General features: G+C 63.6%; 18 protein-coding genes and 1 pseudogene. 4 read left to right on the forward strand and 15 right to left on the reverse strand.

Features of this window, described 5'->3' with window-relative positions; genetic code table 11:
- Nucleotides 1-51 precede the first annotated feature (51 nt).
- Entirely contained in the window at nucleotides 52-843 is a 792-nt protein-coding gene (locus OCU_RS40020; protein WP_014380411.1) for a cephalosporin hydroxylase family protein, read from the forward strand.
- Between the two features lie 123 nt (nucleotides 844-966).
- Here OCU_RS40020 and OCU_RS50545 read toward each other — a convergent pair whose 3' ends face one another.
- Both OCU_RS50545 and OCU_RS51905 read right to left on the reverse strand, forming a co-directional pair.
- A complete protein-coding gene (locus tag OCU_RS50545) occupies nucleotides 967-1,836 on the reverse strand; it encodes a glycosyltransferase family 2 protein (RefSeq protein WP_231119623.1) in 870 nt (289 codons plus the stop codon).
- A 43-nt stretch (nucleotides 1,837-1,879) separates the two neighbouring features.
- The gene (locus tag OCU_RS51905; protein ID WP_196771122.1) at nucleotides 1,880-2,092 is read right to left on the reverse strand and encodes a CmcI family methyltransferase; all 213 of its coding nucleotides are present in this window, start codon (nucleotides 2,090-2,092) and stop codon (nucleotides 1,880-1,882) included.
- A 654-nt stretch (nucleotides 2,093-2,746) separates the two neighbouring features.
- On the opposite strand from OCU_RS51905, the gene OCU_RS40030 reads away from it, so the two are divergent.
- The 3 genes from OCU_RS40030 (at nucleotide 2,747) to OCU_RS40040 (ending at nucleotide 6,396) form a co-directional block, all read left to right on the forward strand.
- Nucleotides 2,747-3,799 carry a GDP-mannose 4,6-dehydratase gene (locus OCU_RS40030; RefSeq protein ID WP_231119622.1) on the forward strand — a complete coding sequence of 351 codons (1,053 nt, stop codon included), beginning with the start codon at nucleotides 2,747-2,749 and terminating at the stop codon, nucleotides 3,797-3,799.
- Complete coding sequence (locus OCU_RS40035) at nucleotides 3,796-4,881, forward strand: glycosyltransferase family 4 protein (protein WP_014380415.1); 1,086 nt, start codon at nucleotides 3,796-3,798, stop codon at nucleotides 4,879-4,881. Before OCU_RS40030 ends, OCU_RS40035 begins: the two co-directional genes overlap by 4 nt.
- Nucleotides 4,882-5,139: 258 nt before the next feature.
- On the forward strand, nucleotides 5,140-6,396 hold the full coding sequence (locus OCU_RS40040) for a glycosyltransferase (protein WP_014380416.1): 1,257 nt from the start codon (nucleotides 5,140-5,142) through the stop codon (nucleotides 6,394-6,396).
- 7 nt (nucleotides 6,397-6,403) lie between these two features.
- Here OCU_RS40040 and OCU_RS40045 read toward each other — a convergent pair whose 3' ends face one another.
- The 13 genes and pseudogenes from OCU_RS40045 to scpA form a co-directional block, all read right to left on the reverse strand.
- The gene (locus OCU_RS40045) at nucleotides 6,404-7,183 is read right to left on the reverse strand and encodes an SDR family NAD(P)-dependent oxidoreductase (protein WP_014380417.1); all 780 of its coding nucleotides are present in this window, start codon (nucleotides 7,181-7,183) and stop codon (nucleotides 6,404-6,406) included.
- Between the two features lie 96 nt (nucleotides 7,184-7,279).
- Nucleotides 7,280-8,083 carry a class I SAM-dependent methyltransferase gene (locus OCU_RS40050; protein ID WP_014380418.1) on the reverse strand — a complete coding sequence of 268 codons (804 nt, stop codon included), beginning with the start codon at nucleotides 8,081-8,083 and terminating at the stop codon, nucleotides 7,280-7,282.
- Nucleotides 8,084-8,198: 115 nt separating this feature from the next.
- Nucleotides 8,199-9,005, reverse strand: coding sequence for a TylF/MycF/NovP-related O-methyltransferase (locus OCU_RS40055; protein ID WP_009953300.1), 807 nt, complete (start codon nucleotides 9,003-9,005; stop codon nucleotides 8,199-8,201).
- 95 nt (nucleotides 9,006-9,100) lie between these two features.
- Complete coding sequence (locus tag OCU_RS40060) at nucleotides 9,101-10,387, reverse strand: glycosyltransferase (protein ID WP_080587937.1); 1,287 nt, start codon at nucleotides 10,385-10,387, stop codon at nucleotides 9,101-9,103.
- Nucleotides 10,388-10,800: 413 nt separating this feature from the next.
- Nucleotides 10,801-12,069 carry a glycosyltransferase gene (locus tag OCU_RS40065; RefSeq protein ID WP_009953297.1) on the reverse strand — a complete coding sequence of 423 codons (1,269 nt, stop codon included), beginning with the start codon at nucleotides 12,067-12,069 and terminating at the stop codon, nucleotides 10,801-10,803.
- Between the two features lie 92 nt (nucleotides 12,070-12,161).
- Nucleotides 12,162-12,968, reverse strand: a complete 807-nt coding sequence (locus OCU_RS40070) for a TylF/MycF/NovP-related O-methyltransferase (protein ID WP_026071337.1) — start codon at nucleotides 12,966-12,968, stop codon at nucleotides 12,162-12,164.
- Between the two features lie 153 nt (nucleotides 12,969-13,121).
- Nucleotides 13,122-14,228 carry an NAD-dependent epimerase/dehydratase family protein gene (locus OCU_RS40075; protein ID WP_014380421.1) on the reverse strand — a complete coding sequence of 369 codons (1,107 nt, stop codon included), beginning with the start codon at nucleotides 14,226-14,228 and terminating at the stop codon, nucleotides 13,122-13,124.
- A gap of 181 nt (nucleotides 14,229-14,409) precedes the next feature.
- Nucleotides 14,410-15,402 carry a sulfotransferase family protein gene (locus tag OCU_RS40080; protein ID WP_014380422.1) on the reverse strand — a complete coding sequence of 331 codons (993 nt, stop codon included), beginning with the start codon at nucleotides 15,400-15,402 and terminating at the stop codon, nucleotides 14,410-14,412.
- Between the two features lie 360 nt (nucleotides 15,403-15,762).
- Entirely contained in the window at nucleotides 15,763-16,677 is a 915-nt protein-coding gene (locus tag OCU_RS40085; RefSeq protein WP_014380423.1) for a sulfotransferase family protein, read from the reverse strand.
- Between the two features lie 323 nt (nucleotides 16,678-17,000).
- Complete coding sequence (locus OCU_RS40090) at nucleotides 17,001-18,083, reverse strand: acyltransferase family protein (RefSeq protein ID WP_008257918.1); 1,083 nt, start codon at nucleotides 18,081-18,083, stop codon at nucleotides 17,001-17,003.
- A 365-nt stretch (nucleotides 18,084-18,448) separates the two neighbouring features.
- Nucleotides 18,449-19,735, reverse strand: a complete 1,287-nt coding sequence (gene lipL / locus OCU_RS40095) for an esterase/beta-lactamase LipL (RefSeq protein WP_008257920.1) — start codon at nucleotides 19,733-19,735, stop codon at nucleotides 18,449-18,451.
- A gap of 54 nt (nucleotides 19,736-19,789) precedes the next feature.
- Nucleotides 19,790-20,772, reverse strand: a pseudogene (gene meaB / locus OCU_RS40100) (methylmalonyl Co-A mutase-associated GTPase MeaB).
- 76 nt (nucleotides 20,773-20,848) lie between these two features.
- A complete protein-coding gene (scpA, locus tag OCU_RS40105) occupies nucleotides 20,849-23,098 on the reverse strand; it encodes a methylmalonyl-CoA mutase (protein ID WP_009953287.1) in 2,250 nt (749 codons plus the stop codon).
- Nucleotides 23,099-23,100: the final 2 nt, after the last annotated feature.

Raw genomic sequence — 23,100 nt, forward strand, 5'->3', positions numbered from 1 at the left:
GCTCGGGTCTCGACCCCGCTTTGAGCTGGGGCCTTGAATCACCTTAGGAGCATGAACGTGTCCGAACACACTCAGACAGAACATCAGCGGAGCGTGGTCGAGAATGTGGAGGCTCTGGCCAACGACCAAGAAATCGCTCGCCTAACTTCCGAATGGACCGACCGAAGCCTCACGCGCCGCTATTCGTACAACTTCGAGTGGCTCGGCCGGCCGATCATCCAATACCCGCAGGACATGGTCTGTCTGCAGGAATTGATTTGGAGGATTAAGCCTAGCGTGATCGTCGAGACGGGAATCGCGCATGGAGGTTCATTGATCCTCAGCGCTTCCATGCTCTCGCTGCTTGACGTGTGCGACGCGATCACCAATGACACACCTCTTGACGTGCGGACTCCCAGCCGGCAAGTCGTCGGCGTCGATATCGAGATACGGCCTCATAATCGGGCTGCGATCGAAGCCCACCCGATGTATAAATACATTTCGATGATCGAAGGATCCAGCATCGACCCGGACATCATTCAACAGGTTCACGATCTGGCGCGCTGTGATGGCCCTGTGCTCGTCTGTCTCGACAGCAACCACACGCATGAGCATGTCCTCGCCGAATTGTCGGCCTATGCACCTCTAGTGACGCCGGATAGCTATTGCGTGGTTTTCGATACCATCATCGAGGACTTGGGCGCGGACAAGTTCCCCGACCGGCCGTGGGGCCCTGGCAACAACCCGAAGACGGCAGTCTGGGAATTTCTCAAGTCGCATTCCGAGTTCGAGATTGACCGCAAAATTCCGCAAAGATTACAAGTAACCATGGCGCCGGACGGGTTTCTGCGCAGGATCCGGTGACGTGCGGCTTCTTAGCAAGGCTGCGACAGCCCGGCAAGCTCTGTAGGAGACCGTGGGCAGCTGAACCAACAGCTTTGATACCCAGGCGATAACAGATTAGATTTACTTGATGCTGCGCAGCATTCAGTTGCCCCTCGGCATTGGGCGTAGACCGGCCTTGTACCGCTGATACAACGCGGTGAATACTCTCCCATAGGCCACGCGCCAATTGAGTGCCACGAGCCGAGACAATAGTGACACCCTGTCGGTCAGGGGGAAAGACTTAGCCAATTTGAGCGCATAGGCCGAGAAAGTGAAGAACGGCAGTACAGCTTCGATGCGCCGACCTCGGAGAACACGGTATGCGTCCGCGCGGCTACTGGCTCCCGACACACCGAGTTCCAACCAGCCGTCATCGGTTCGATTTATGTTTCCACGCGAGGCAAGGAACAGATCGATCGCCCAATCTGCCGCCCAGAATGACTGACCGATGACATCACATTGGCGCAGGATCGCGGTCCGAACCACAGAGTAGTACACAGCTTGAGATTGCCAGCAATGGTCCATAAAGCCCGCAAAGCGTTCGCCCGGAGTGCCGACAAGCGAGAAGGTGACATTGTCCGCTTCAGCCTGCCCTATGAACCTGTTCGGGCAGGTTGACGCTACATAGTCGACATTTTCCTCCAGGAAGTTGATATTCAACTCCAAGAAATTGTCTGACCGCGTATCGTCTGCAGCAAGCCAATGAAAATATTCACCGACTGCTTTATCCAAAACGAACTTGAAATTGGCAGCGGCGCCAATATTTTTTTCCTGGCGAAAGTATTTTATTCGTGGATTAATTGCAGCCATTTCTCGACAGATTTGAGCCGTATTATCCGTGGACGCATTGTCAGAGATGATCACCTCGTAGTCACGAAACGACTGAGAACTTATAGATCTGAGAGCCTGCTCAAGAGACGCCCCGCCATTGTAGACGGGAATGCCGACACTTATTCGAACTTGGCCATTCACGTTCACATCTTTCTGCGCAGGAACCCGCGAGGCGCCACTGACATCAGCAGCTTATTGTCCATGGAGTCATCGATCTCGAACTCCACATGGTTCTAAGGTACTTCCAAACGACGGTTTTCGGGTTGTCACTGTGCCCCCAGGGACGATCCGGATGGGCACCGACCGGCAGGTCTTCGACAATCGTCGCCGCAATATCCTGCGGGCCGCCAAGCGCGGCGAAATGGTATGAGTATCGAGCACTAGTGGACGCGGAAATCCTGTGAGAAGAGAGGAGGGTAAGCTCTTGGGTTTTGCCCTGTTCGGCGACTTCCTCGGCACATTCAGCGTCAACTTTTCGTGCTCGTTCACGGGCGCTTTCCTATTTCAATTCGCACTCCGTACTCTTCTCCCTATCCCGAAACCAACATCCTCGAACGGCTCAGCATAACTTCGCCGTACAAACGCCTGCGCCGCCATGTAGATCACCAGAGCCGGGTTGGCGATGCGCAATGACCCCACGAGTTTAACGGCTCTTCCGAATGAGAGTGCGTGGTTGGTTGGTTGATAACGGTGAATGCGTGTCGCTGAGTTGAGGTGCGACCTCGGTGCGTGACGATTCGGGTTCCTACACTCGACCGCCACACCCGCGGGGTTGCCCGTGTCTGAGGCCAGTGCCTGCCCGCTCAACGTTGTTGCCGACACGATCATGCGCACGATTGAGTTTGGTGACGATCACTGGTGCGGCGATCGCCCAGGAGCTGACCTGGATCGACTGCGGTGAGACCGGCCAACTGCATGATCATGTCGAACGAGTGCCAATCTGCCGGTGGTGGGCCATCGACCCGGTTGCGGGTGCGCCTACCCGGCTTCACCTGCGGCAACGACAGGTGCACGATCACGATCTTTCGCCAGCGCACCGACGGAGGTTGGATTGCTCATCGGTCCAACCGTGGCGTACGTTCGGACTGTTCTTTCCTTCGGTACCTTTGGTGGTGCGGGCGATCCCCAGGAGGGTTTATTGCGAGCGCTTGTCTGCGGCATTTCAGGCCAAGATGGCGCTTATCTGGCGCGCCTGCTGCTCGACAAAGGTTACGAGGTAATCGGCACGTCGCGAGACGCTCAGATCGGTGGCTTCCCCAACCTGGTGCGGCTCGGAGTCCGGGATCATGTTCGCCTGGAATCCATGGCGGCCAATGACTTCCGCAGCGTGCTCAACGTACTGCGGGAAACCGAACCCCAAGAGATTTACAACCTAGCCGGCCAAAGCTCAGTCGGGCTATCGTTTGAACAGCCGGTGGAAACCCTGGACAGCATGGCCGTCGGCACGATCAATCTGCTCGAAGCGATACGTTTTCTGGATAAGCCCGTCCGCTTTTACAGCGCCGGCTCCAGTGAATGCTTCGGAGACACCGAAGGCCAGCCGGCAAATGAGCAAACCCCCTTCCGCCCCCGCAGCCCCTACGCCGTAGCGAAAAGCACAGCACACTGGCTGGTCGCCAACTACCGGGAGGCATACGGGCTGCACGCCAGCACCGGCATATTGTTCAACCATGAATCGCCGTTGCGCCCCGAGCGTTTCGTGACCAAGAAGATTGTGGCCGCCGCGGTCCGCATCGCCAAAGGCGAGCGCTCACGTTTGACGCTGGGCAACATTGCCATCAAACGAGACTGGGGATGGGCACCTGAATATGTCGACGCGATGTGGCGCATGTTGCAACAACCCAGCGGCTCAGACTTCGTGATCGCCACCGGACAAAGCCACACTCTCGAAGAATTCGCACAGACCGCCTTTAATCACCTCGGTCTTGACTGGCGAGAACATACCGATCTTTCCGAGGCGCTTAGGCGCCCTTCTGATCTCACCGGAGGGCTCGGCGATGCGTCCCGAGCACGAGACGTGCTCGGCTGGTCGCCGACCTACCGAATGCACGACGTCGTCAAAGCCATGGTTGAGGCCGAACACACGGGAGTCCAGCCCCTATGAAAGTCGCATTCGACCATCACATCTTCGCTTACCAGCGATACGGTGTTGTTTCACGCTATTTCGTCGAACTGGCAAGCCGCCTTCCCGCGCACGGCGTGGAGGCATCGGTCATCGCCCCACTGCACATCAACAACTACCTGGCGAACGACTCCGCCCGCGGCCTCACGCGGGGCAAGTACGTGCGCTCCGAATTCGCAGGCATCCCCCTTGCGCTCGGACTGACAAACCGGTTGGCTGCGCCCCTAGCATGGAGGGGAGCCAATCCCGACATCGTGCACGAAACCTATTTCTCCGCCAAACCATTGGGTAAGGCACGGCGCCGCGTCGTCACGGTCTACGACATGATCCACGAGCTCTTCATGCCTAACGCCAAACTTGCGATCGCCGCCAAGCGCGCGGCGGTCAAACGCGCCGACCACATCATCTGCATCTCCGAGAACACCAGGCAAGACCTGGTACGTCTTCACGATATCGACCCAGCGCGCACCAGTGTCGTGCACCTTGGCTATTCGCTGACTGCCGAAGCTGACTCGGCACAGGACGGTTTACGCGGACAAAGACCGACGCTCTTGTACGTCGGACTGCGAGGGGGATATAAGAATTTCAGCACGTTGCTGCAGGCGTATAGCAGCTCTCCGGTACTGCGGGAATTCGAATTGATAGCCTTCGGCGGACCCCCGTTGCGCCGCGACGAGCAGGAAGAAATCAATCGGCTGGGGATCGGCGACCAGGTGCGTTTCGAGTCAGGCACCGACCGCGAACTCGCGGCACATTACCAGGCGGCCGCCGCGTTCATCTGCCCCTCAAAATACGAAGGATTCGGGATTCCACCCCTCGAAGCCATGAGCCACGGGTGCCCGGTTGTGTGCAGCAACGCAGGATCGATCCCCGAAGTAGTCGCAGACGCAGGCGCATATTTCGATCCCAATAGCCCCGAGGAATTACGCACTACTCTTGAGCGCGTCGCAACCGACGAGGCCCTGCAAGCAGACCTGCGAGCGCGTGGATATGAACGCCTCGCCGCCTTCTCCTGGGACAAGTGCGCCGCAGACACGGCACGAATCTATCGCGAAATCGTCTGACTGAAGAGCCGTGCGACACCCGATGCCTGGGCAACCTGTTGACTTGGCCCATTCTCCGCGGTCAACCACTTCCGAGCACCATCAGTAATCGGCGCCGCCGTCGCGGACAGTGTCGACGACACAGGGGCGACATCGCTCACGCGGTAAGCTGCCCGCTGATTTCACAGTCTTCTTCACGCTGGAGATGCGCTGATTAGCTAGTCTCAGCACAACGACCAGACCGATTCGAAGTCAAGGAACACAAGGCTGGGACCCACAATGAAGTTTGCCCTGGCGAGTTACGGAACTCGCGGCGACATCGAGCCTTCCGCCGCCGTGGGCCGCGAACTGGTGCGCCGAGGGCACGACGTACGACTGGCCGTCCCCCCGGAACTGGTTGCCTTCGTCGAATCGACCGGGCTGGTAGCCGTTCCTTACGGCCCCAAAGTGCAGGAGTTCCTCGACGAGGAATTCCTGCGGAACATGTGGGCGGATTTCTTCCGCAATCCGATCAGGCAGCTGCCCAAAGTTTGGGACCCGATCATCAAGTATTGGCCGGACGTGAGCACGACGCTGAAGTCGCTCGCGGATGGGGCCGACTTGCTCACCACCGGCCTGAATTTCGAGCAGGCCGCCGCCAATGTGGCTGAGTACTACGACATTCCGTTGGCCTCGTTGCATCACTTCCCCATGCGCGCCAACGGCCGCCTGGTGCCCAGCATGCCGGCCCCTTTGGTCCGCTCGACGATGACGGCGATCGAGTGGCTGTTTTGGCGCTCGACGAAGAAGGTCGACAACGCGCAGCGCCAAGAACTCGGACTGCCCAAGGCGACACATCGTTCGCAGCGACGAATCGCCGACCACGGTTGGCTGGAAATCCAAACCTACGACGACGTGTTTTTTCCCGGCCTGGCCGCCGAATGGGCGAAATGGGGTAGCCGCCGTCCGTTCGTCGGCGCACTCACCATGGAGTTGGCGACCGACGCCGACGACGATGTCGCCTCGTGGATCGCCTCGGGAACACCACCCATCTGCTTCGGGTCCGGGAGCATACCGGTCGAATCCCCCACCGCCACCGTCGAAATGATCGGGGCGGCCTGCGCACAGCTGGGCGAGCGGGCGCTCATTTGCTTCGGCGGCACAGATTTCAGCGACGTGCCGCAATTCGACCACGTCAAAGTCGTCGGCCCGGTCAACTACTCGTCCATCTTCCCCGCCTGCCGTGCCGTCGTTCATCACGGTGGTTCGGGCACCACGGCCGCGAGCCTGCGCGCGGGAATCCCCACCTTGGCCCTGTGGAGTTCGGCCGATCAGCCGTATTGGGCGGCCCAGATCAAACGCTTGAAAGTAGGTGCCGCCCGACGCTTTTCGGCCACCACCCCGCGCTCGCTGGTGGCGGACCTGCGTACCATCCTCGCCCCGGACTACGCGACCAGAGCCCGGGAACTCTCCGCCCGGATGAGCAAGCCCGCCGAGAGCATCGGGACCACCGCCGACCTCTTGGAGGAGGCCGTCCGCCGGAAAGTGGTTGGCTGAGGCCGCCTTATCGCCGCCCGGCGGGGGTAGAATTTATCCGACTGGCGACCGCCTTGAGCGAATCGGGCAGGAAACGCAGGGCCACACCCACGGTCTTGGTGGTCAGAGATCCGCCGACGACCTTGCGGTCGCCGCGCATCATCGCCTCGAAACCCTGCCTGGCAACCTCGGCCGGGTCATCCTTCGGCTTTTGCCCCGCACGCGTCTCGTCCATACCCGCGCGGTTGAAGAAGTTGGTCTCGATGGTGCCGGGCAACAGGGAGGTGATAGTGATTCCGGTATCACGCAATTCGTCCTGCAAGGCCCCGGCGAAGGACTGAACGAACGACTTGGAGGCGTGATAAACCGCCTCGAAAGGCCCGGGCGCCATCGACGCCAGCGACGACGTGAGCAGCACCCTCCCCGCGCCGCTCCGGGTCATGTTGCGCAGCACCAGCTTGGCCAGGTGCACGGTCGAGCGCACGTTGAGGTCGATGATGGACATATCGTGCGCCAGGTCGCCCTCGACGAAACTTCCCCCGCCGCCGATGCCGGCGTTCAGCGCGGCCGCATCGATCGGACGATCACCCTCTGTGGCCTGCCGATAGAGCTTTTCGACGCCTTCCGGGGTGCGTAGGTCCACCTGTACCGGCCGGACATCGACGCCCCACCGCGACAACGTGGTGGACGCTGGGTAGATCCCGTCGTTTTCGGCCGCCACCACCAGGTCATATCCCCGCTCGGCAAACAGCTCCGCTAGCTCGAGACCAATTCCACTGGACGCGCCGGTGATCAATGCTAATGCCATAGCAGAGGCCTACCCGTGTGAAAGAACGTGAAACCAGATCGCGCGGGCAACTCGAGGTTCGGCGCGCTAAAACCCTTGGGAGAAGGCCTGGTTCGCCTAGCGTGCAGGCTTGATGAGCAGGCCCTGGCCCGTGGGCAATGTGCAGATTTTCACACCCAGCTCGCCGGCAACCTCGTCCATGGCGGCGCGCTGCTCGTCGCGTCCCCGGTTGGCGTAGTCATCCAGCAGCACGAACGCACCCGGGGTGAGCCGCGGCCAAAAGAACCGGAGCGCAGCGACTTCGGGGGGAGCGCAGTTCATGTCGATGTGCAGATACGCCACCGACGGCGCATCGACCTGCTCCAGTGTCTCGGGAACCGCGCCGACGATGATGCGCTGGTTTTTCCATTGCGCGAAATTGGCGCGGACGCTGTCAACGCCGTTCACGTACATCCCGTTGCGCAGATGCCCTTTGCTAGTCTCCAGCGCCCCGGCCCGCCGTTCGTTCTCGGTGACGAACCGCGGATCGAGACCGGCGAAGGTGTCAAGCAAATAGAACGTCTTGCCCAGCCGATCCCAGTCGAGGTACTCCATGATGGCGCTGCTCAAGAACCCGTAACTGACGCCGCACTCGACGAAATCGCCCTCGAGCTTGCTGGCGCTGGCCGCCGCCCACAGCCCCACGTGCACGCGCCATTGCCACTGGTACCAATCCTCGTTGCCCAGGGAGCGGGCGCCACGCTGGTAAGCGCGCTGGAATTCGGGATCATCCAGAAATGCGTGAAAGTTGTTGAACGTGATCAACGCGTCGTTGGCGTAGACGTCGGGCAACAGTGCGCGCGCGAGCCAGTATTCGGTGCGCACCCACCACATCCGCAGGCGGGTGCCGGTTGTCAGCCCTGGTGCCACGGCGGCAACCATAGCATCGGCACGTACCCCGTCCGGTGCAAACGGAATCGGTTCATCATGATCGTGTTCCGCCCATCCCGCACCAAAGGGCAAATCGTCTCGTACACCTAGAGTTTCAGCGATCTCTTTAGGACTTACGCCATAGCACGCCGGTGCCGTCGATCTCGACGATCTCGTCGGTCACGCCGTGCTTGTCGCGGTAGTCCGTCACCGCCTGCGCGCACGCCTTGATCGCGTGGTAGTCGTCGACGATGCAAAAGCCACCGGGCGACAGCCGCGGGTAGAGCGCGTCGAGCGCCTGAATCGTCGACTCGTAAAGGTCGCCGTCAAGCCGCAACACCGAAATCCGGTCGATCGGGGCGTCCTGCAGGGTGTCCTTGAACCAGCCCGGAAGAAAACGCACCTGGTCATCCAGCAACCCGTAGCGCTCGAAATTGGCCTTGACGTGCTCTTGCGGCACACCCAGGATGCGCGCGTGGCGATGCAGCCGGATTCCTTTATCCGCCTTGTAATTGACGGTGTCGGGTGGCGGCACTCCGGCGAACGAATCGCACAACCACACGGTTCGCTTCTCGTCTCCATAGGCGGCCAATACGGCGCGCATCAAGATCGAGGCGCCGCCGCGCCACACACCGCACTCGACCAGATCGCCCGGCACGTCGTCTTCCAGAACCGTCTCGACGCAGTGCTGCAGGCTGGTCAACCGCTGCATGCCGATCATCGTCAAGGCATCCGCCGGCCAATCCAGGCCCAAGTCGCGGGCATCCTTGTTGAATGGCCGCTTGCGCACCAGCAGCAAGTTACGGGTACTGAAGAGGGGACGTCCCAAGCGGTACAACCCCACCGGCACCAACTCGTCGCTGCCATACCTGGTGAGGTCACGCCGGAGCAGATCGAGGTATGCAAACCGCGTGTCGTGATCAGTCACCGCCATAACTGCCCCTAACTCCGCGTGCCAGTAATACCGGTAGAGAGCCTAGACGCCCCTCCACGCCATCAATACGTTTCGCTGTATCCGTCACCAGTTGCTCAGCGACTTCGCTCGGTGGATACCCCGCGAACACAGCGCCCCGAACGAGCGAATTCTTCCAACAGATCGACGGCGCGCCCTGCGCTCTCGGCGGGTTTACTCATCCGGGTCGCCAGCTCACGGGCGCGGGTGGTGTACTCCGGGGCAAGGATCGTCCGCAGATCGGCAATCAGAGTTTCAGGGGTGGCGCTCGAGAACCGTCGGGATGTGCCTACCTTCAGTTGCTTGACACGCGACCCCCACATCGGCTGGTCGCCGGCCGTCCAGAGGATCAGCGAAGGGATCCCCGCGCGCAGACCGGCGGCCGTGGTCCCCGAGCCGCCGTGATGAACGACCGCGCGACAGGCGGGGAAGATTTTCGTGTAGTTGACCACGCCGACGACCTTGACGTGTTCCAACTGGGGGACGTCGCTGAAGTCGCTCCAGCCGGAGCAGATCAACGCCCGCTCCCCCAACTCCGCGCAGGCGGCGCCGATCATTCTCACCGTGTCGGCGGGTGATTCGGCGACCGGCATGCTGCCGAAACCGAAGCAGATCGGAGGCGTGCCCTGGGCGATCCACGCCAACACCTCGTCATCGCAATCGGTCGTCAGTTCCATGGTCAACGAGCCCACAAACGGCCGCTGACCACCCCACTTCGCCCATTCGTCGGCCAGCCCGGGGAAGCACACGTCGTCGTAGGCCTGGATTTCCAGCGAACCCCGCTCGGCGATCCGCCGCGGCGAGGCCACCGTTGCAGTGGGAAGGCCGAGCTCGCGCCGCTGACGATCCTCGGCCTTCTTGTTCATCCGCCAGCACATCCAGTCGTACACGGCCATTCCGGTGCGGACCATGGGCGCGGGCACCCCCGGTACGACCCTGCCGTTGGGCCGCATCGGGATGTAGTGCAGTGTGGCCATCGGAATGCCGTAATAGTCGGCGACGTTGATCGCCAAATCCTGGTAAAGCTGCCCGGTGAACAGCAAATCGGCTCCGGCACCCACCGACATCAGCGCCGCGCTCATTTCCTGCCAGTTTTTCAGTACCGGTTCCCAGGCTTCCCGTATCAACTTGACCGGGCCCCGGATGAAGTTCTTGAAGAAGTCGCGGATGAACTCGTCGCTCCAAAAGTCATGCATGTCCGGCCCGTACGGAATCGCCGGCACACCGGCCTCCTCGGCCAGATCGACAAGATTGGGCGGCACGGCCATGCGTACCGAGTGGCCTCTGCGCATCAGTTCACGACCGATGGTGAGGCAAGGCTCGATATCGCCACGCGTTCCATAACTTGCCACAGCAAATTTCATCGCGACTTTACCTTAGTCAATCTCCGACGGCGCGGGCAACTTTGACTGCGGCGTTTCCGCTCGGTAATCTACGGCCCGCCATTTACCCTGGGGCGCAGTCGGCGTCATTGGTTGTCGTTGTTCCGCAACGGATTTGGCACCCCGCGGCCACACGGGATGGTAACGGCGCACCGGAGTAGCCGAGTGCGACAAAGCCAACCTCATCGGCCTTTCCCCCCGACCGTAGAACTATGACGACCCGTGGGCAGTGTGGCTGAAGCCCAGGTGTCGTCGCCTGATCTTTCCGTAGTCTGCCAGACTATCGACATCGTGTCCGCGAAAACGGGAAGTCGACCCGGATCCATCCGCGCACCGAAACCGATAGCAAAATCGACTATTCCCCCAGTACAACGGTCCTGAACCTGTTTGCTGCGTCAGGCGCGACTCCGCGAGCTGGCAAACTTTTCCACCACATCGGCGGCCTTGACGACGCTGTCCGCCGGCTTGGTCATCCGGGCGGCGATCTCGCGAGCGCGCCGTGCGTAATCCGGGGCGAGGATCCGGCTCAGATCCTCCACCAATGTTTTGCGATCGGTGGCCGAAAACCGCCGCGTGGTACCAACTTTCAGCCGCTTGAGCTGAGCTCCCCAGATGGTTTGATTGGCATCCATCGACAGAATCAGCGTCGGCACCCCGGCGCGCAGGCTGGCGGCCGTGGTTCCCGACCCGCCGTGGTGAACGACCGCGCGGCAGGCGGGAAAGATCGTCGCGTAATTCACCGGCCCCACCACCTTGACGTGATCGGCGAGCGGGACGCCGCTGAAGTCGCTCCTCCCGGCGCAGATCAACGCTCGCTCGCCGAGCTGCGTGCAGGCGGAGCTGATCATGTCGACGGTATCGGCCGGAGATTCCACCGGCATGCTGCCGAAGCCAAAGCAAATCGGCGGTGTCCCCGCGTGAATCCAGGACATCACGTCATCGTCGGCCTCGGTGGTCAACTCCATCGTCAACGTTCCGACGAAGGGTCGCAGGCCGTCCCATTTCGCCCATTCATCGGCCAGCCCGGGGAAGCAGGCCTCGTCATAGGCCTGGACTTCCAGCGATCCGCGCTCGGCGATCCGCCGCGGTGACGGCGCAGTCGCCTTCGGCAGCCCGAGTTGCCGGCGCTGGGTGTCCTCGACCTTCTTGTTCAGGCGCCAGCAGTACCAGTCGAACGCCGTCATCGCCGAGCGCGCCAACGGCGGCGGCAGGATCGAAACGACCTGGCCATTGGGCCGCATGGGGACGTGATGCAAGGTGGCCAGGGGAAGGTCGTAAAACTCCGCCACGTTGGCGGCGGTCTCCTGGTAGCTCTGGCCGGCGAACAGCAGGTCGGCGCCGTCCGCGAGCGACATCAGCGTCGTGTTCATCTGCGCCCAGCACTGGTCGCTGAGATCCCACATCTCGCGCCACATGCCGCGCATCTCCTGGATCTTCCAGAATCCGCGGAAGAACGAGGTCCAGAAGTTGCGGTAGACGTCCAGCCAGGTCTGCGAGTCCAGCCCGTAAGGGACCGCGGTCAGCCCTGCCGCTTCGGTGAAGCTCACCGAGTCGGGCGGGACGGCCATGACCATGTCATGGCCCCTGCGCTGCAGTTCGCGGGCGACCACCACGGAGGGCTCGATGTCGCCGCGCGTTCCGTAGCTGGCCAGCACACATTTCATCGCGGATCCAAGCCCTTCGGTTGCGCCATCACACAGATGCACCGATCACTTTAGATAGCGCCGAATCCCCACTGCACCGGTTTGCGCGATCGTCACGGCTTGCGCCACAGCACGCCGGTGCCGTCAATCTCCTCGATCTCCGCGGTCACGCCGTGCGCAGTGCGGTAATCCGCCACGGCCTGCCGGCATGCGTCGATGGCGTGGTAATCGTCGATGATGCAATACCCGCCGGATGAGAGCCGCGGGTAGAGGGCGTCGAGGGCCTGGATCGTCGACTCGTAAAGGTCGCCATCGAGCCGCAACACCGAGATGCTTTCGATCGGGGCGTCCTGCAGGGTGTCTTTGAACCAGCCCGGTACGAAACGAACGCGGTCATCGAGTAACCCGTAGTGTTCGAAATTCGCCCTGACCTGCGCTTCGGACACCGCGAGCACCCCGGCGGCGCGATGCAAATTGATGCCTTTGTCGGCTTCGTAGTGCGCGGCGTCCGGCGGCGGCACCCCTTCGAACGAATCACATAGCCACACGGATCGCTTCTCGTCCCCGTAGGCGGACAACACGGCGCGCATCAGAATCGACGCCCCACCGCGCCACACACCGCACTCGACCAGGTCACCGGGGACGTCTTCCGTCAGAACCGTTTCCACGCAGCGCTGCAGGCTGGTCAACCGCTGCATGCCGATCATCGTCAAGGCATCCGCCGGCCAATCCAGGCCCAACTTTCGCGCATGCTCGTTGAACGGACGCTTGCGGACCAGCATCAGGTTGCGGGTGCTGAAAAGAGGGCGCCCCAGACGGTCCCAGCCCACCGGCACCAACTCGTCGCTGCCGTACCGGGTGAGGTTACGTCGCAACAGGTCAAGGTAGGCGGATCGGGTGTCGAGGAACGGAGATCGCATGTCACGATCGGCCACGGTCAAAGCTGCCCCCTGGTTCAAAATGAAAGGACTGGCGTGGGTGGTCCCGTCCCTGCCCCTACCGGGGAGTAGCAACCATCATAGGCGTTAATAAGCACTGCCCCCGCTTGCAGCAGTCACACCAGACCGCAGTTCTCAGCGGCGTCCCGCCTGTTCAACGATGGGGCGGCCCGATTCGTTCGATCCGGCGGCTTCGGGCCGCTCGGCGATCCAGTCGAGCAGCGCGCGCAAACCGTCATCGAGCGAACGCTCGGGGCGCCAGCCGAGCTCGTTGATCGCCGGCTCGATGTCGCAGCTCGCTGCGCGCACGTCGCCGTCGCGGAATTTCGGGACGACGGTCGGTTCGGGCGCGCCACACATGGCGGCGATCTTGTTGGCCAGCTCGTGGATGGTGGTGGCCTGACCGGACCCGATGTCGAGACAGCGCGGCTGGGTTGCCGGGCGCTCGACCGCCGCGAACAAGGCGTCGATGACAGCGTCGATGTAGACGAAATCGCGCACGATGCGGCCGTCTTCGTATACCTCCAACGCGAGCCCTTGGCGAGCTAACCGCGCGAAGAGGGCGACGATTCCGGTATACGAGTTGGTCAGCGACTGCCCGGGGCCGTAGACGTTCTGCAGACGCAGCACGCTGAGGTTGGTGTCGTGCGCGGAGGTCCAGGCGGCCAACAGGTGTTCCTGGGCGAGCTTGGTCGCCGCGTACACGTTGGTGGGCCGCGGCTCGGTGCGGTCGGCGCGGCTGGGCAGCGGCACCGCCTGCTCGCCCGCGGGGCCTTGCGGATCCCAGCGGCCCGCGACGAGCTGCGCGTGGCTGCGAGGCGGCGGGTAGAAGATGTGCGAGCCGGACTGCCATGAGCCCTCGCCGTACACCGCCCGCGATGACGCCAGGACGAGTTGGTCGGGCACGTGTCCCGAGCGGCTCAAGGCGTCCAGGAGTTGGGTGGTGCCGACGACGTTCACCGAGCCGTGCCGCGTCGCCTCGGACAGCGATTGCGCGGTTCCCGTCTCGGCGGCCAGGTGGATGACTTGGGACGGGCGGGACAACCGCAGCACCGCGTCGAAGTCGGGCGCGTGGGTGACGTCGCCGGTGAACAACCGCGCCGAAGGCGGCAGTTCGATCGGCCGATCTCCCCCGTGCACCTGCGGATGCAGCACGTCCATCACGGCGACGTCGTATCCGGCCTCGATGAGACGGCGGGCGAGCGCCGACCCGATGAATCCCGCCCCACCGGTGATGAGCACGGACGCTGACACGAATCGACGCCTCCCGTTTGCGATGCTGAGGAAAACATGCGATCGGCACGCTCGCCGAGATCGCGGTCCGGTCGATCATAACGGGGACTTACCGCCGCATCAGGGGATTCCTTGCGGATAGGCGGCGCATCAGGGGCGGCGCGAGGCCACGCCGCATGCACGAAAGGCGCTACGCCCAAGTCCCCCTGTGCCGGTGGGCCATTGCGACGACCTCCATCACCGGCCTCGCGATGGCCGGCCGGAGAAGCCGGAACAGCATGCTGTTGGACAAGCCGTGAAAGTCCTCGTACGCCTTACGGAAATCACGCTCGCTGGACCGGTAGGACTCGAAAACGCGGTCCAACGCTGACATGTCGATCGGATCGTCCTGCGCGCCATCGCGAAGCGCTTCATAGACCGTGGAAATCCAATCGGCGCCGAACAGATCCGTCACCGCGCCACAGTGCCGCTGCCGATGCAAGCCTGGCGTGAGGAACCCCTCGATGGCGTCCTCGTCCTCGGCATGCAGTTCGACCGGCAACTCCGCGGAGATGCGCTTCATTTCCCGGCGCCAGTCGTCGAGCAGGTTCGCGTAGTCGACGAATACCCGCGGTACGCCGCGCGAATTTCGTTCGGCGAGGATGTTGCATTTCAACCACAAGGCGCTCGCTAGCGCGGGTGAGACGTGCCAGGACTTCGCGATCGACGAAATGACCTCCTGCGGATGACGTACCGCGATCACCGAGGCGACGTCGAATCCGGCCACGCGTGCCGCCTCGAACCACAGGTCGGACAGTGTCGTGATTCTGGGTTCTTTGATCACCACGAGCGGCGCCGCCGGCAGCGTGGACAGGTACTCCCCGACTTTGGCGATGCAGGCCTTCTTTTCTTTGGTGGGTAAAACGTCGTCCAGGAAGCGAAGCGAGGGGTCGTACCAATTGGTCCCGAGACGGCGCAGGATCGTTTCGTTGAGCGAAATGGCCGCTCGCGGTTCCCAATACCCGAGCGGGTTGTTGGCGTCGGCGCCCAGCATCGCAGCCGGCAGCGTGCCACCGCACAGGGAGAGCACCCGAGTGAGCGCCGACGTTCCCGACCGTTGCGGTCCCAGCACGAAGAGGGCAACCGGGCGGTTCCCGGAGCCGACGGGGCGATCGACGGGCTTGGTCATCCGGGCCAATCTCATCGCGAATCCAACCTTTCACTGGCCGTGCGCCTGAACGACTTTCGGAGTTCGGTTGATATCCAGGGGTTTCCGACTTGGTGCCCGCGCGATCCATGCGCGTAGCAACCGTTGGGAATCGACACCGTCGCGCACACTACGGTGTCAGAGAGCTAGATCGCAGCCTGCTCAACAACTTTGGCAAAGAGGAAGCGATATACCGCGCTCCTCACACGAGTCACGGCTGACTTGTGACCGGCAACTTCTGCCCCCCGGTGAGAACCTTCGAATCATTTCGCCCGCTAAGGACTATAGCCCCGTGCGATGGACCAAGGCGGCCTTTTTACGAACCTGTTTTTCTTACTTAATCTTTGACGGCGTGACCTACGCCCAGGCCCCGCGGTGCCGGTGCACCACCGCGGCGATCTCGAGGATCCGCTTCACGATGAACGGCCGAAACACCCGGCGAAGCAGGCTGTTGGTGCGGGCGTGGAATTCCGTGAAGGCCATGCGGAAATCACGCTCGCCGGCCTGATACGACTCGAAAACCCGGTCCAAAGTCGCTGCGTGCAGGGGGTTGTCCTGCGCGGCCCCGTGCAGCGCCTCGTAGACGGCGGAGACCCAGTCCGCACCGAAATGGTCCGCCACCGGGCCGCCGTATCGCTGGCGTCGAAGCTCCGGGGTGAGAAATTCCTCGACGGCGCTCTCGTCGACGGTGTCCAGATCGATTTCCAGCGCGGCGGCGACGCGCTTCACCTCTCGATGCCAGTCGTCGAGAAGGTTGCCGTAGTCGACGAACACGCGCGGGATCCCGCGGGTGTGCCGCTCGGCGAGCAGGTTGTACTTCAGCCACAATGCGCTGGACAGCTCCGGCGAGGTGTCCACGTACTTCGCCGCCGAGGCGACAACCTCTTGCGGATGGCGCACCGCAATCACGGCGGCGATGTCGAAGCCGACCTGGCGCGCCGCCTCGAACCACAGGCCCGACAGCGCCGTGATCCTCGGCTCCTTGATGACCACCAGCGGCGCCGCCGGCAGTGTGCCCAGATACGCCGCGATCTCCGCGATCCAGGCCGCCTTCTCGTCGGCGCCGAACGCGCACTCCTCCTGCAGGCGCAGCGTCGGGTCGTACCAATTGCTGCCGTGGCGGCGCATGATCGTCTCGTTGAGCATGATCGCCGCCCGCGGCTCCCAATAACCGCGCGGATTGTTCCCGTCGGCGCCACACATTCCGGCCGGGAGCGTGCTACCGCACAGCGACAAAACCCGGGTCAGCGCCGACGTTCCGGACCGCGCCATTCCCAACACGAACAGCGCAACCGGACGGACGGCGGTTGCTTGGCGGGCGGATGACCCTGTTAGATCGGCGGGTTGGCTCGTCCGGGAAGCTGTCATCGGTGGCCCACACCTTTCAGTTGCGCGTCATGTGGCCCCCGGGATCACGGGTCATTATCCATGAGTTTGCAATTTGTGGGGCAAAGTTCAATTACGCGCTTCCGGCAACGCCGTCGCCGACCACGAGGCGCGTTCAGCAACGCGCATTAATCATTCGGTCTGGACGACTTTGCATCTCTAGGTAAAGGTGAGATCGAGGCTAATGCGGCGCGGAATCCGCAAGGGACCTAGTCGCCGGTGACGATGTGCGCGGACGGTTGCGCGTCAGCGACCACGCCGTCCCGTTCAGGCGCTTTGCGCTTGAAGCGGGATTTGAGCGCAAGCGCACGCTTTTCCACCAGGAACCAGCTCAGTGCGGCCAGTGGCAGGGTGGCGACGGCGGCAAGAACGGCGAACGCGACTGGAGGGAGGACACCCAGTCCGCAGATCACCAACAGCTGCTGAATGGGCCACGCGTAGATGTACACGCCATAGGACAGGTCCGTGCGTAAACGCATGCGCTGGTTGTGGATCAGCGCTCCCGAAACGATGACGGCATAGGCCAGTGGGATGGCCGCCACTACCCGATAGTTCGGCACCAGCAAGCCGGCCACCACCACGATGGCCGCGCTCACGGCAACAAGTGACCACCGGGCGGGAATCATGTCTTGGAATTGATGCAGAACCGCTCCCGCGGCGAAGACGAGGGCGAAACGCGTGATCATCTGCGGGATCGTCTCCACCGCTCCCACCGGGTAAGACACAAGCGCCGCACCCACCAAGAACAGTGCGAACACCACCGGAGCGGGCCAGCGGCGTTTGAGGAGTCCGGCCACACCGGCAACAGCGATGGCGATGTAGCAGAGGAATTCGAATACGAGGGTCCACAGGACGCCGTCCCAGACGCCCGGGAAGGGGACGTTTCGGGGTGTTCCGTCGATACCGGTGTGATAGACGTTCAGCACGGCGTTGTTCAGCACATACGCGAACGGCGCGGGAGACAGCAGCAACCTGGCGGGCGAGCCTCCTTGGATCGCCACGCTGAGCGGGGCGATGACAAATGCCACCACGGCCAGGCAGACCCACAGCCCGGGGAAGATGCGAAGAACACGGGCGACGAAGTACTCGCGAAGGCGCGGGTTGCGCACCCAGCTCGCCGTGATGAGGAACCCCGATATCGCGAAGAATCCGTCCACCCACACTTGGGTGAGCAGCTGTTCCACCGGCGGGTAGATCTTGCGGCCGGTGAGAGACCAGGAGTGTTGCAGGATGACGCCAGAAGCCAGCACCAGGCGCCAAACGTTGAGCGCGTTGTTTCGGGTGTCGAACACCTGGGCGAGCGTCGAGCCCGCCGACCCTCGCCGCTTTGGCCGGCGGTTGACGGTTGCATCGGGGCCAGAGACTGTCGGGTGCGCGCTCACCTGAACGATTCTCGCTGCCCGGCGCCCGGGTGCCAAAATCGCGGTCGAGGCATCAGCACACCCGCAAAAGCGGGATTACCGGCGAGCATTGCTTTCGGGCAACGCCGCGGCAATTTGCGGAAATGAACTGAGCAAACATCCCGCACAGATTACATCGCATGCGAACAACCGCACATGGGCTTTCGACCACCGTCATTCGAACCGGCGGGTCGATTTAAGCGCCCCCGTAAATTACGCGGTCATTTGCATCGCCGGAACTCACCGTCCGCGCGCTTTCAGCCCGCGACGGCCCCCGGCTCGCAGAACGGCGCCCCGAACTCGGTGACCGGGCGGAATCCGCGTTTGCGGGCCTTGTCCGCGGCCCTGCGGATCAGCGCATAGATCCCGACGAACGCCGCGTGGTCACTCATCACGAGCGGCGTCAGCAGACGGTTGTGCACCAGCGCGAACGCCACCCCCGAGGCCGGGTCGGCCCATCCGACCGAACCGCCCATCCCGACGTGACCGAAGCCGGGCATCACGCCGCCGATCGGCAGACTGTGATAACCGAGGTGGAATGCCAACGGCACGTAGATGTTTCGGTCCGGCCGCAGGCTGCGCTCGCCCGTCAGGCCTGCCGTCAGGTCGCGGGAGAGGAATCGGATGCCGTCGACCTCGCCACCGTTGGCGATGGCGCCGTACATCCGCGCCAGGCCGCGCGCCGTGGCCACACCGTTGGCCGCCGGGATCTCGGCGTCGAGCAGCGGGGTGTCGCCCTGCACCGCCGCGACCATGCCCGGGAAATAAATCGACCGGAAGCCGCCGGAGAGCTCGTTGGCGACCTTGCGGGAGACGTAGTTGACGAGCGAACTGCCCAGCAGGTTCTGCGGCGCGACGATCTCGGCCACCCGCGTCGGGCATCCGGCCGGCGGCCGGCCCAGGTACAGGCCGTCGACGCCCAGCGGCTCGGCCAGTTCCTCGCGAATCAGCGTCCGCATCCCTTTACCGGTCACCGCCCGGCCCAGACCCGACATTAGCCAGCCGAAGGTCAGCGCGTGGTATGCGGATTTGCCGAACAGCCGCCCCGGAGCCGCCGCCGCCAGCCGCTCCTCCATCACCACGTGATCGAGGAGGTCTTCCTTGGTGGCGCCGCGCAGCCCCGAGAGGCCGGCCTGGTGGCTCATCACCTGGCGCACGGTCATGTCGGCCTTGCCGTTGGCGGCGAACTCGCGCCAATACTCGGCGACCGGGGCGTCGTAGTCGATCAGCCCCCGGTCAGCGAGCCGGTGGATGACGGTGGCGGCCATTCCCTTGGTCGCGGAGAACACCATCGGGGCGGTGTTCTCCGACCACGGCCGCTGCCCGCCCCGGTCGGCAAACCCCGTCCAGACGTCCACGACGGGCTGGCCGTCCACATAGACGGCCAACGCCCCGCCACCGAACCGGCGGGCCGGAAACATGCTGGAAAAGCTACGAACGACGCACCCGAAGTGTGAGTCCGCCGCGCCGGACACACGGTGACCTGCGTCAAGGTCATCGTGGACACGGACCGCGCGGCGATTGACTCGGCTATCCACCGTCACACTTTTGAATTTACTTGGATTACACACCGGGCAGGAGCGAAACCCCCCGATTATTTACCTATCCGTTAGCCAGACGCGGCCGTCAATATTTGCTGGGCGGCCAGGGCCGGAGTTAGCTCCCCCGCCTTGACCTTCCGCTCGACGTCGGCCCGGATCTTGCGCACCGCCGGGTTGGAGGCCAGCCGGTCCAGCACCGTGTCGCGCACCATCTGCCACGTCCAGTCGACCAGCTGGCCGCGGCGGCGCGCCTCGAACTCCCCCGCCTCGCTGAGCACCTGACGATGGCGTTCGACGGTCTCCCACAGTTCGTCGAGGCCGGTCCCCTCCGCAGCGCTCATCGTGAGAACGGGCGGGCGCCAAAGGGTTTCGCGCGGATATATCAGCCTGATCGCCCCGGACAGCTCGCGGGCCGCCGACCGCGCCTCGGGCAGGTGATTCCCGTCGGCCTTGTTCACCACCACGATGTCGGCCAGCTCCAGCACGCCCTTTTTGATGCCTTGCAGCTGGTCGCCCCCGCGCGCCAGGGTCAGCAACACGAAGGTGTCGACCATGTTGGCCACGGCCACCTCGGACTGCCCGACGCCGACAGTCTCGATCAGGACCACGTCGAACCCGGCGGCCTCCAGCAGCACCGATGTTTCGCGGGTGGCCTTGGCCACCCCGCCGAGGGTGCCCGACGTGGGCGACGGCCGAATGTATGCATCCGGGTGCATCGCCAGGCGCGCCATCCGTGTTTTGTCACCGAGGATCGAGCCGCCGGTGCGCGTCGACGACGGGTCGACGGCCAACACCGCGACGCGATGGCCCAGTTCGATCAGGTGCATGCCGAGGGCCTCGATGGTGGTGGACTTGCCCACCCCGGGAATCCCGGTGATCCCCACCCGGTGCGCCTTGCCCGAGTCCGGCGTCAGCTCCAACAGCAGCCGCTGCGCCTTCTCCTGATGGTCCTTGCGGGTGGACTCCAGCAGGGTGATGGCGCGCGGCAACGCCGCGCGGTCACCGCTGCGGACCGCCTTGGCCAGCTGCTCTGGGTTCATTTCCACACCGCGAGACCGCAACTGGCGACGCATTTCCCGAGTAACCCTGTCGGTAGTTGCCGTCTCGCGCGCATCATTAGAGGTCGTAACCCAGCCGCTCGGCGAGCTTGTGCAGCAAGCCGATTGCGGCGTCGGCGATCACCGTGCCGGGCGGGAAGATGGCGGCGGCCCCGGCCTCGTACAGCTCGTCGAAATCGCCGGGCGGGATGACGCCGCCCACCACCACCATGATGTCGGGGCGCCCCACCTCTTTGAGCGCGTCGCGCAGCGCCGGCACCAGCGTCAGGTGACCGGCGGCCAGCGAGGACACCCCTACCACGTGCACGTCGTTGTCGGCGGCCTGGCGGGCCACCTCCTCGGGCGTGGAGAACAGCGATCCGACGTCGACGTCGAAGCCGATGTCGGCGAACGCCGTCGCGATCACCTTCTGGCCCCGGTCGTGGCCGTCCTGCCCCATCTTGGCCACCAGGATCCTGGGGCGGCGGCCGTCGGCCTCGGCGAACTTCTCGACCAGTTCGGTTGCGCTGGCCATGTTTCCGGCCTTTCCAGCTTCGTCGCGGTAGACGCCGGCGATGGTACGGATCTCCGCCTGGTGACGGCCATAGACCTTCTCCAGCGCGTCGGAGATCTCGCCGACGGTGGCCTTGGCGCGGGCCGCGTCGATGGCCAGCGCCAACAGGTTGTTGCCCAGCCCGTCCTCACCCGCACGACCGTGCGCGGCCGCGGCGCGTGACAACTCGGCGAGCGCGGCGTCGACGGCCTGCTGGTCGCGGCTTTCCCGCAGCTCCTTGAGCTTGGCCAGCTGCTCGGCGCGCACCCGGCTGTTCTCGACCTTGAGGACCTCGACCTCCTGGTCCTCCTCGACCTGGTACTTGTTGATCCCGATCACCGGCTGGATCCCGGAGTCGATGCGGGCCTGCGTGCGCGCGGCCGCCTCCTCGATGCGCAGCTTGGGGATCCCGTCGCTGATGGCCTGGGCCATGCCGCCGTGCTCGGCGACCTCGGCGATGTGGGCGCGGGCCTTCTGCGCGAGCTGATGGGTCAGCCATTCCACGTAATACGAGCCCGCCCACGGGTCGATGGGCCGCGTGGTGCCCGACTCCTGCTGCAGCACCAGCTGGGTGTTGCGGGCGATGCGGGCCGAGAAGTCGGTGGGCAACGCCAGCGCCTCGTCCAGCGCGTTGGTGTGCAGCGACTGCGTGTGCCCCTGGGTGGCGGCCATCGCCTCGATGCAGGTACGCGCGACGTTGTTGAAGGCGTCCTGCGCGGTCAGCGACCAGCCCGAGGTCTGCGAATGTGTGCGCAGCGACAACGATTTGGCGCTCTTCGGGTCGAACTGGGAGACCAGCTCGCTCCACAACAGCCGGCCCGCCCGCAGCTTGGCGACCTCCATGAAGAAGTTCATCCCGATGCCCCAGAAGAAGGACAACCGCGGCGCGAACTTGTCGATGTCCAGCTCGGCGTCCAGGCCGGCCTTGATGTAGTCCACCCCGTCGGCCAGGGTGTAGGCCAGCTCCAAATCCGCTGTGGCACCGGCCTCCTGGATGTGGTACCCGGATATCGAGATGGAGTTGAACTTCGGCATCTTGGCGCTGGTGTAGGCGAAGATGTCGGAGATGATGCGCATCGACGGCTTGGGCGGATAGATGTAGGTGTTGCGCACCATGAACTCTTTGAGGATGTCGTTCTGGATGGTGCCGGCCAGCTTCTCCGGCGGGACACCCTGCTCCTCGGCGGCCACCACGTACAGCGCCAGGATCGGCAGCACCGCGCCGTTCATGGTCATCGACACCGACACCGTCGACAGGTCGATGCCGTCGAACAGCTGCCGCATGTCGAGGATGGAATCGATTGCCACACCGGCCATTCCGACGTCACCCTGCACGCGCGGGTGGTCGGAGTCGTAGCCGCGGTGGGTGGCCAGGTCGAACGCCACCGACAGGCCCTTCTGCCCGGCCGCCAGGTTGCGTCGGTAGAAGGCGTTGGATTCGGCGGCGGTGGAGAACCCGGCGTACTGCCGAATCGTCCACGGCTGGTTGACATACATCGTCGGGTACGGTCCGCGCACGAACGGCGGTTCGCCGGGGAAGCTGTGCAGTGGATAGCCGTCGGCCTCGACCGCGGCGCGGTCGGCGGCGATGTAGACCGGTTTGACGTCGATGTCTTCCGGTGTGTGCCATTGCAGTTGGTCAGGCGTGTACCAGTGGGCGGCCGCGGCCGCGGCGACGTGTTCTTCGACGGCGGCTTCGGTCGCCGGTTTTATGGTCCGTTCGCTGTGCAGCGGCACATCGGCGAAGCTGCCGACAGCAGGTGCAGTGGTCGTCATAA

Source organism: Mycobacterium intracellulare ATCC 13950 (genome assembly GCF_000277125.1).
Taxonomy (GTDB): domain Bacteria; phylum Actinomycetota; class Actinomycetes; order Mycobacteriales; family Mycobacteriaceae; genus Mycobacterium; species Mycobacterium intracellulare.

What these genes read in the sequence shown, in the direction of transcription:
- OCU_RS40085 (WP_014380423.1), bottom strand. Translation starts at nt 16,677, where the DNA reads ATGGCGCGGTCCGGAACGTCGGCGCTGACCCGGGTTTTGTCGCTGTGC.
- OCU_RS40080 (WP_014380422.1), bottom strand. Translation starts at nt 15,402, where the DNA reads ATGAGATTGGCCCGGATGACCAAGCCCGTCGATCGCCCCGTCGGCTCC.
- scpA (WP_009953287.1), bottom strand. Translation starts at nt 23,098, where the DNA reads ATGACGACCACTGCACCTGCTGTCGGCAGCTTCGCCGATGTGCCGCTG.
- OCU_RS40060 (WP_080587937.1), bottom strand. Translation starts at nt 10,387, where the DNA reads ATGAAATTTGCTGTGGCAAGTTATGGAACGCGTGGCGATATCGAGCCT.
- OCU_RS40020 (WP_014380411.1), top strand. Translation starts at nt 52, where the DNA reads ATGAACGTGTCCGAACACACTCAGACAGAACATCAGCGGAGCGTGGTC.
- OCU_RS40045 (WP_014380417.1), bottom strand. Translation starts at nt 7,183, where the DNA reads ATGGCATTAGCATTGATCACCGGCGCGTCCAGTGGAATTGGTCTCGAG.
- OCU_RS40035 (WP_014380415.1), top strand. Translation starts at nt 3,796, where the DNA reads ATGAAAGTCGCATTCGACCATCACATCTTCGCTTACCAGCGATACGGT.
- OCU_RS40055 (WP_009953300.1), bottom strand. Translation starts at nt 9,005, where the DNA reads ATGGCGGTGACTGATCACGACACGCGGTTTGCATACCTCGATCTGCTC.
- OCU_RS40050 (WP_014380418.1), bottom strand. Translation starts at nt 8,083, where the DNA reads ATGGTTGCCGCCGTGGCACCAGGGCTGACAACCGGCACCCGCCTGCGG.
- OCU_RS40065 (WP_009953297.1), bottom strand. Translation starts at nt 12,069, where the DNA reads ATGAAATGTGTGCTGGCCAGCTACGGAACGCGCGGCGACATCGAGCCC.
- OCU_RS40040 (WP_014380416.1), top strand. Translation starts at nt 5,140, where the DNA reads ATGAAGTTTGCCCTGGCGAGTTACGGAACTCGCGGCGACATCGAGCCT.
- OCU_RS40070 (WP_026071337.1), bottom strand. Translation starts at nt 12,968, where the DNA reads ATGCGATCTCCGTTCCTCGACACCCGATCCGCCTACCTTGACCTGTTG.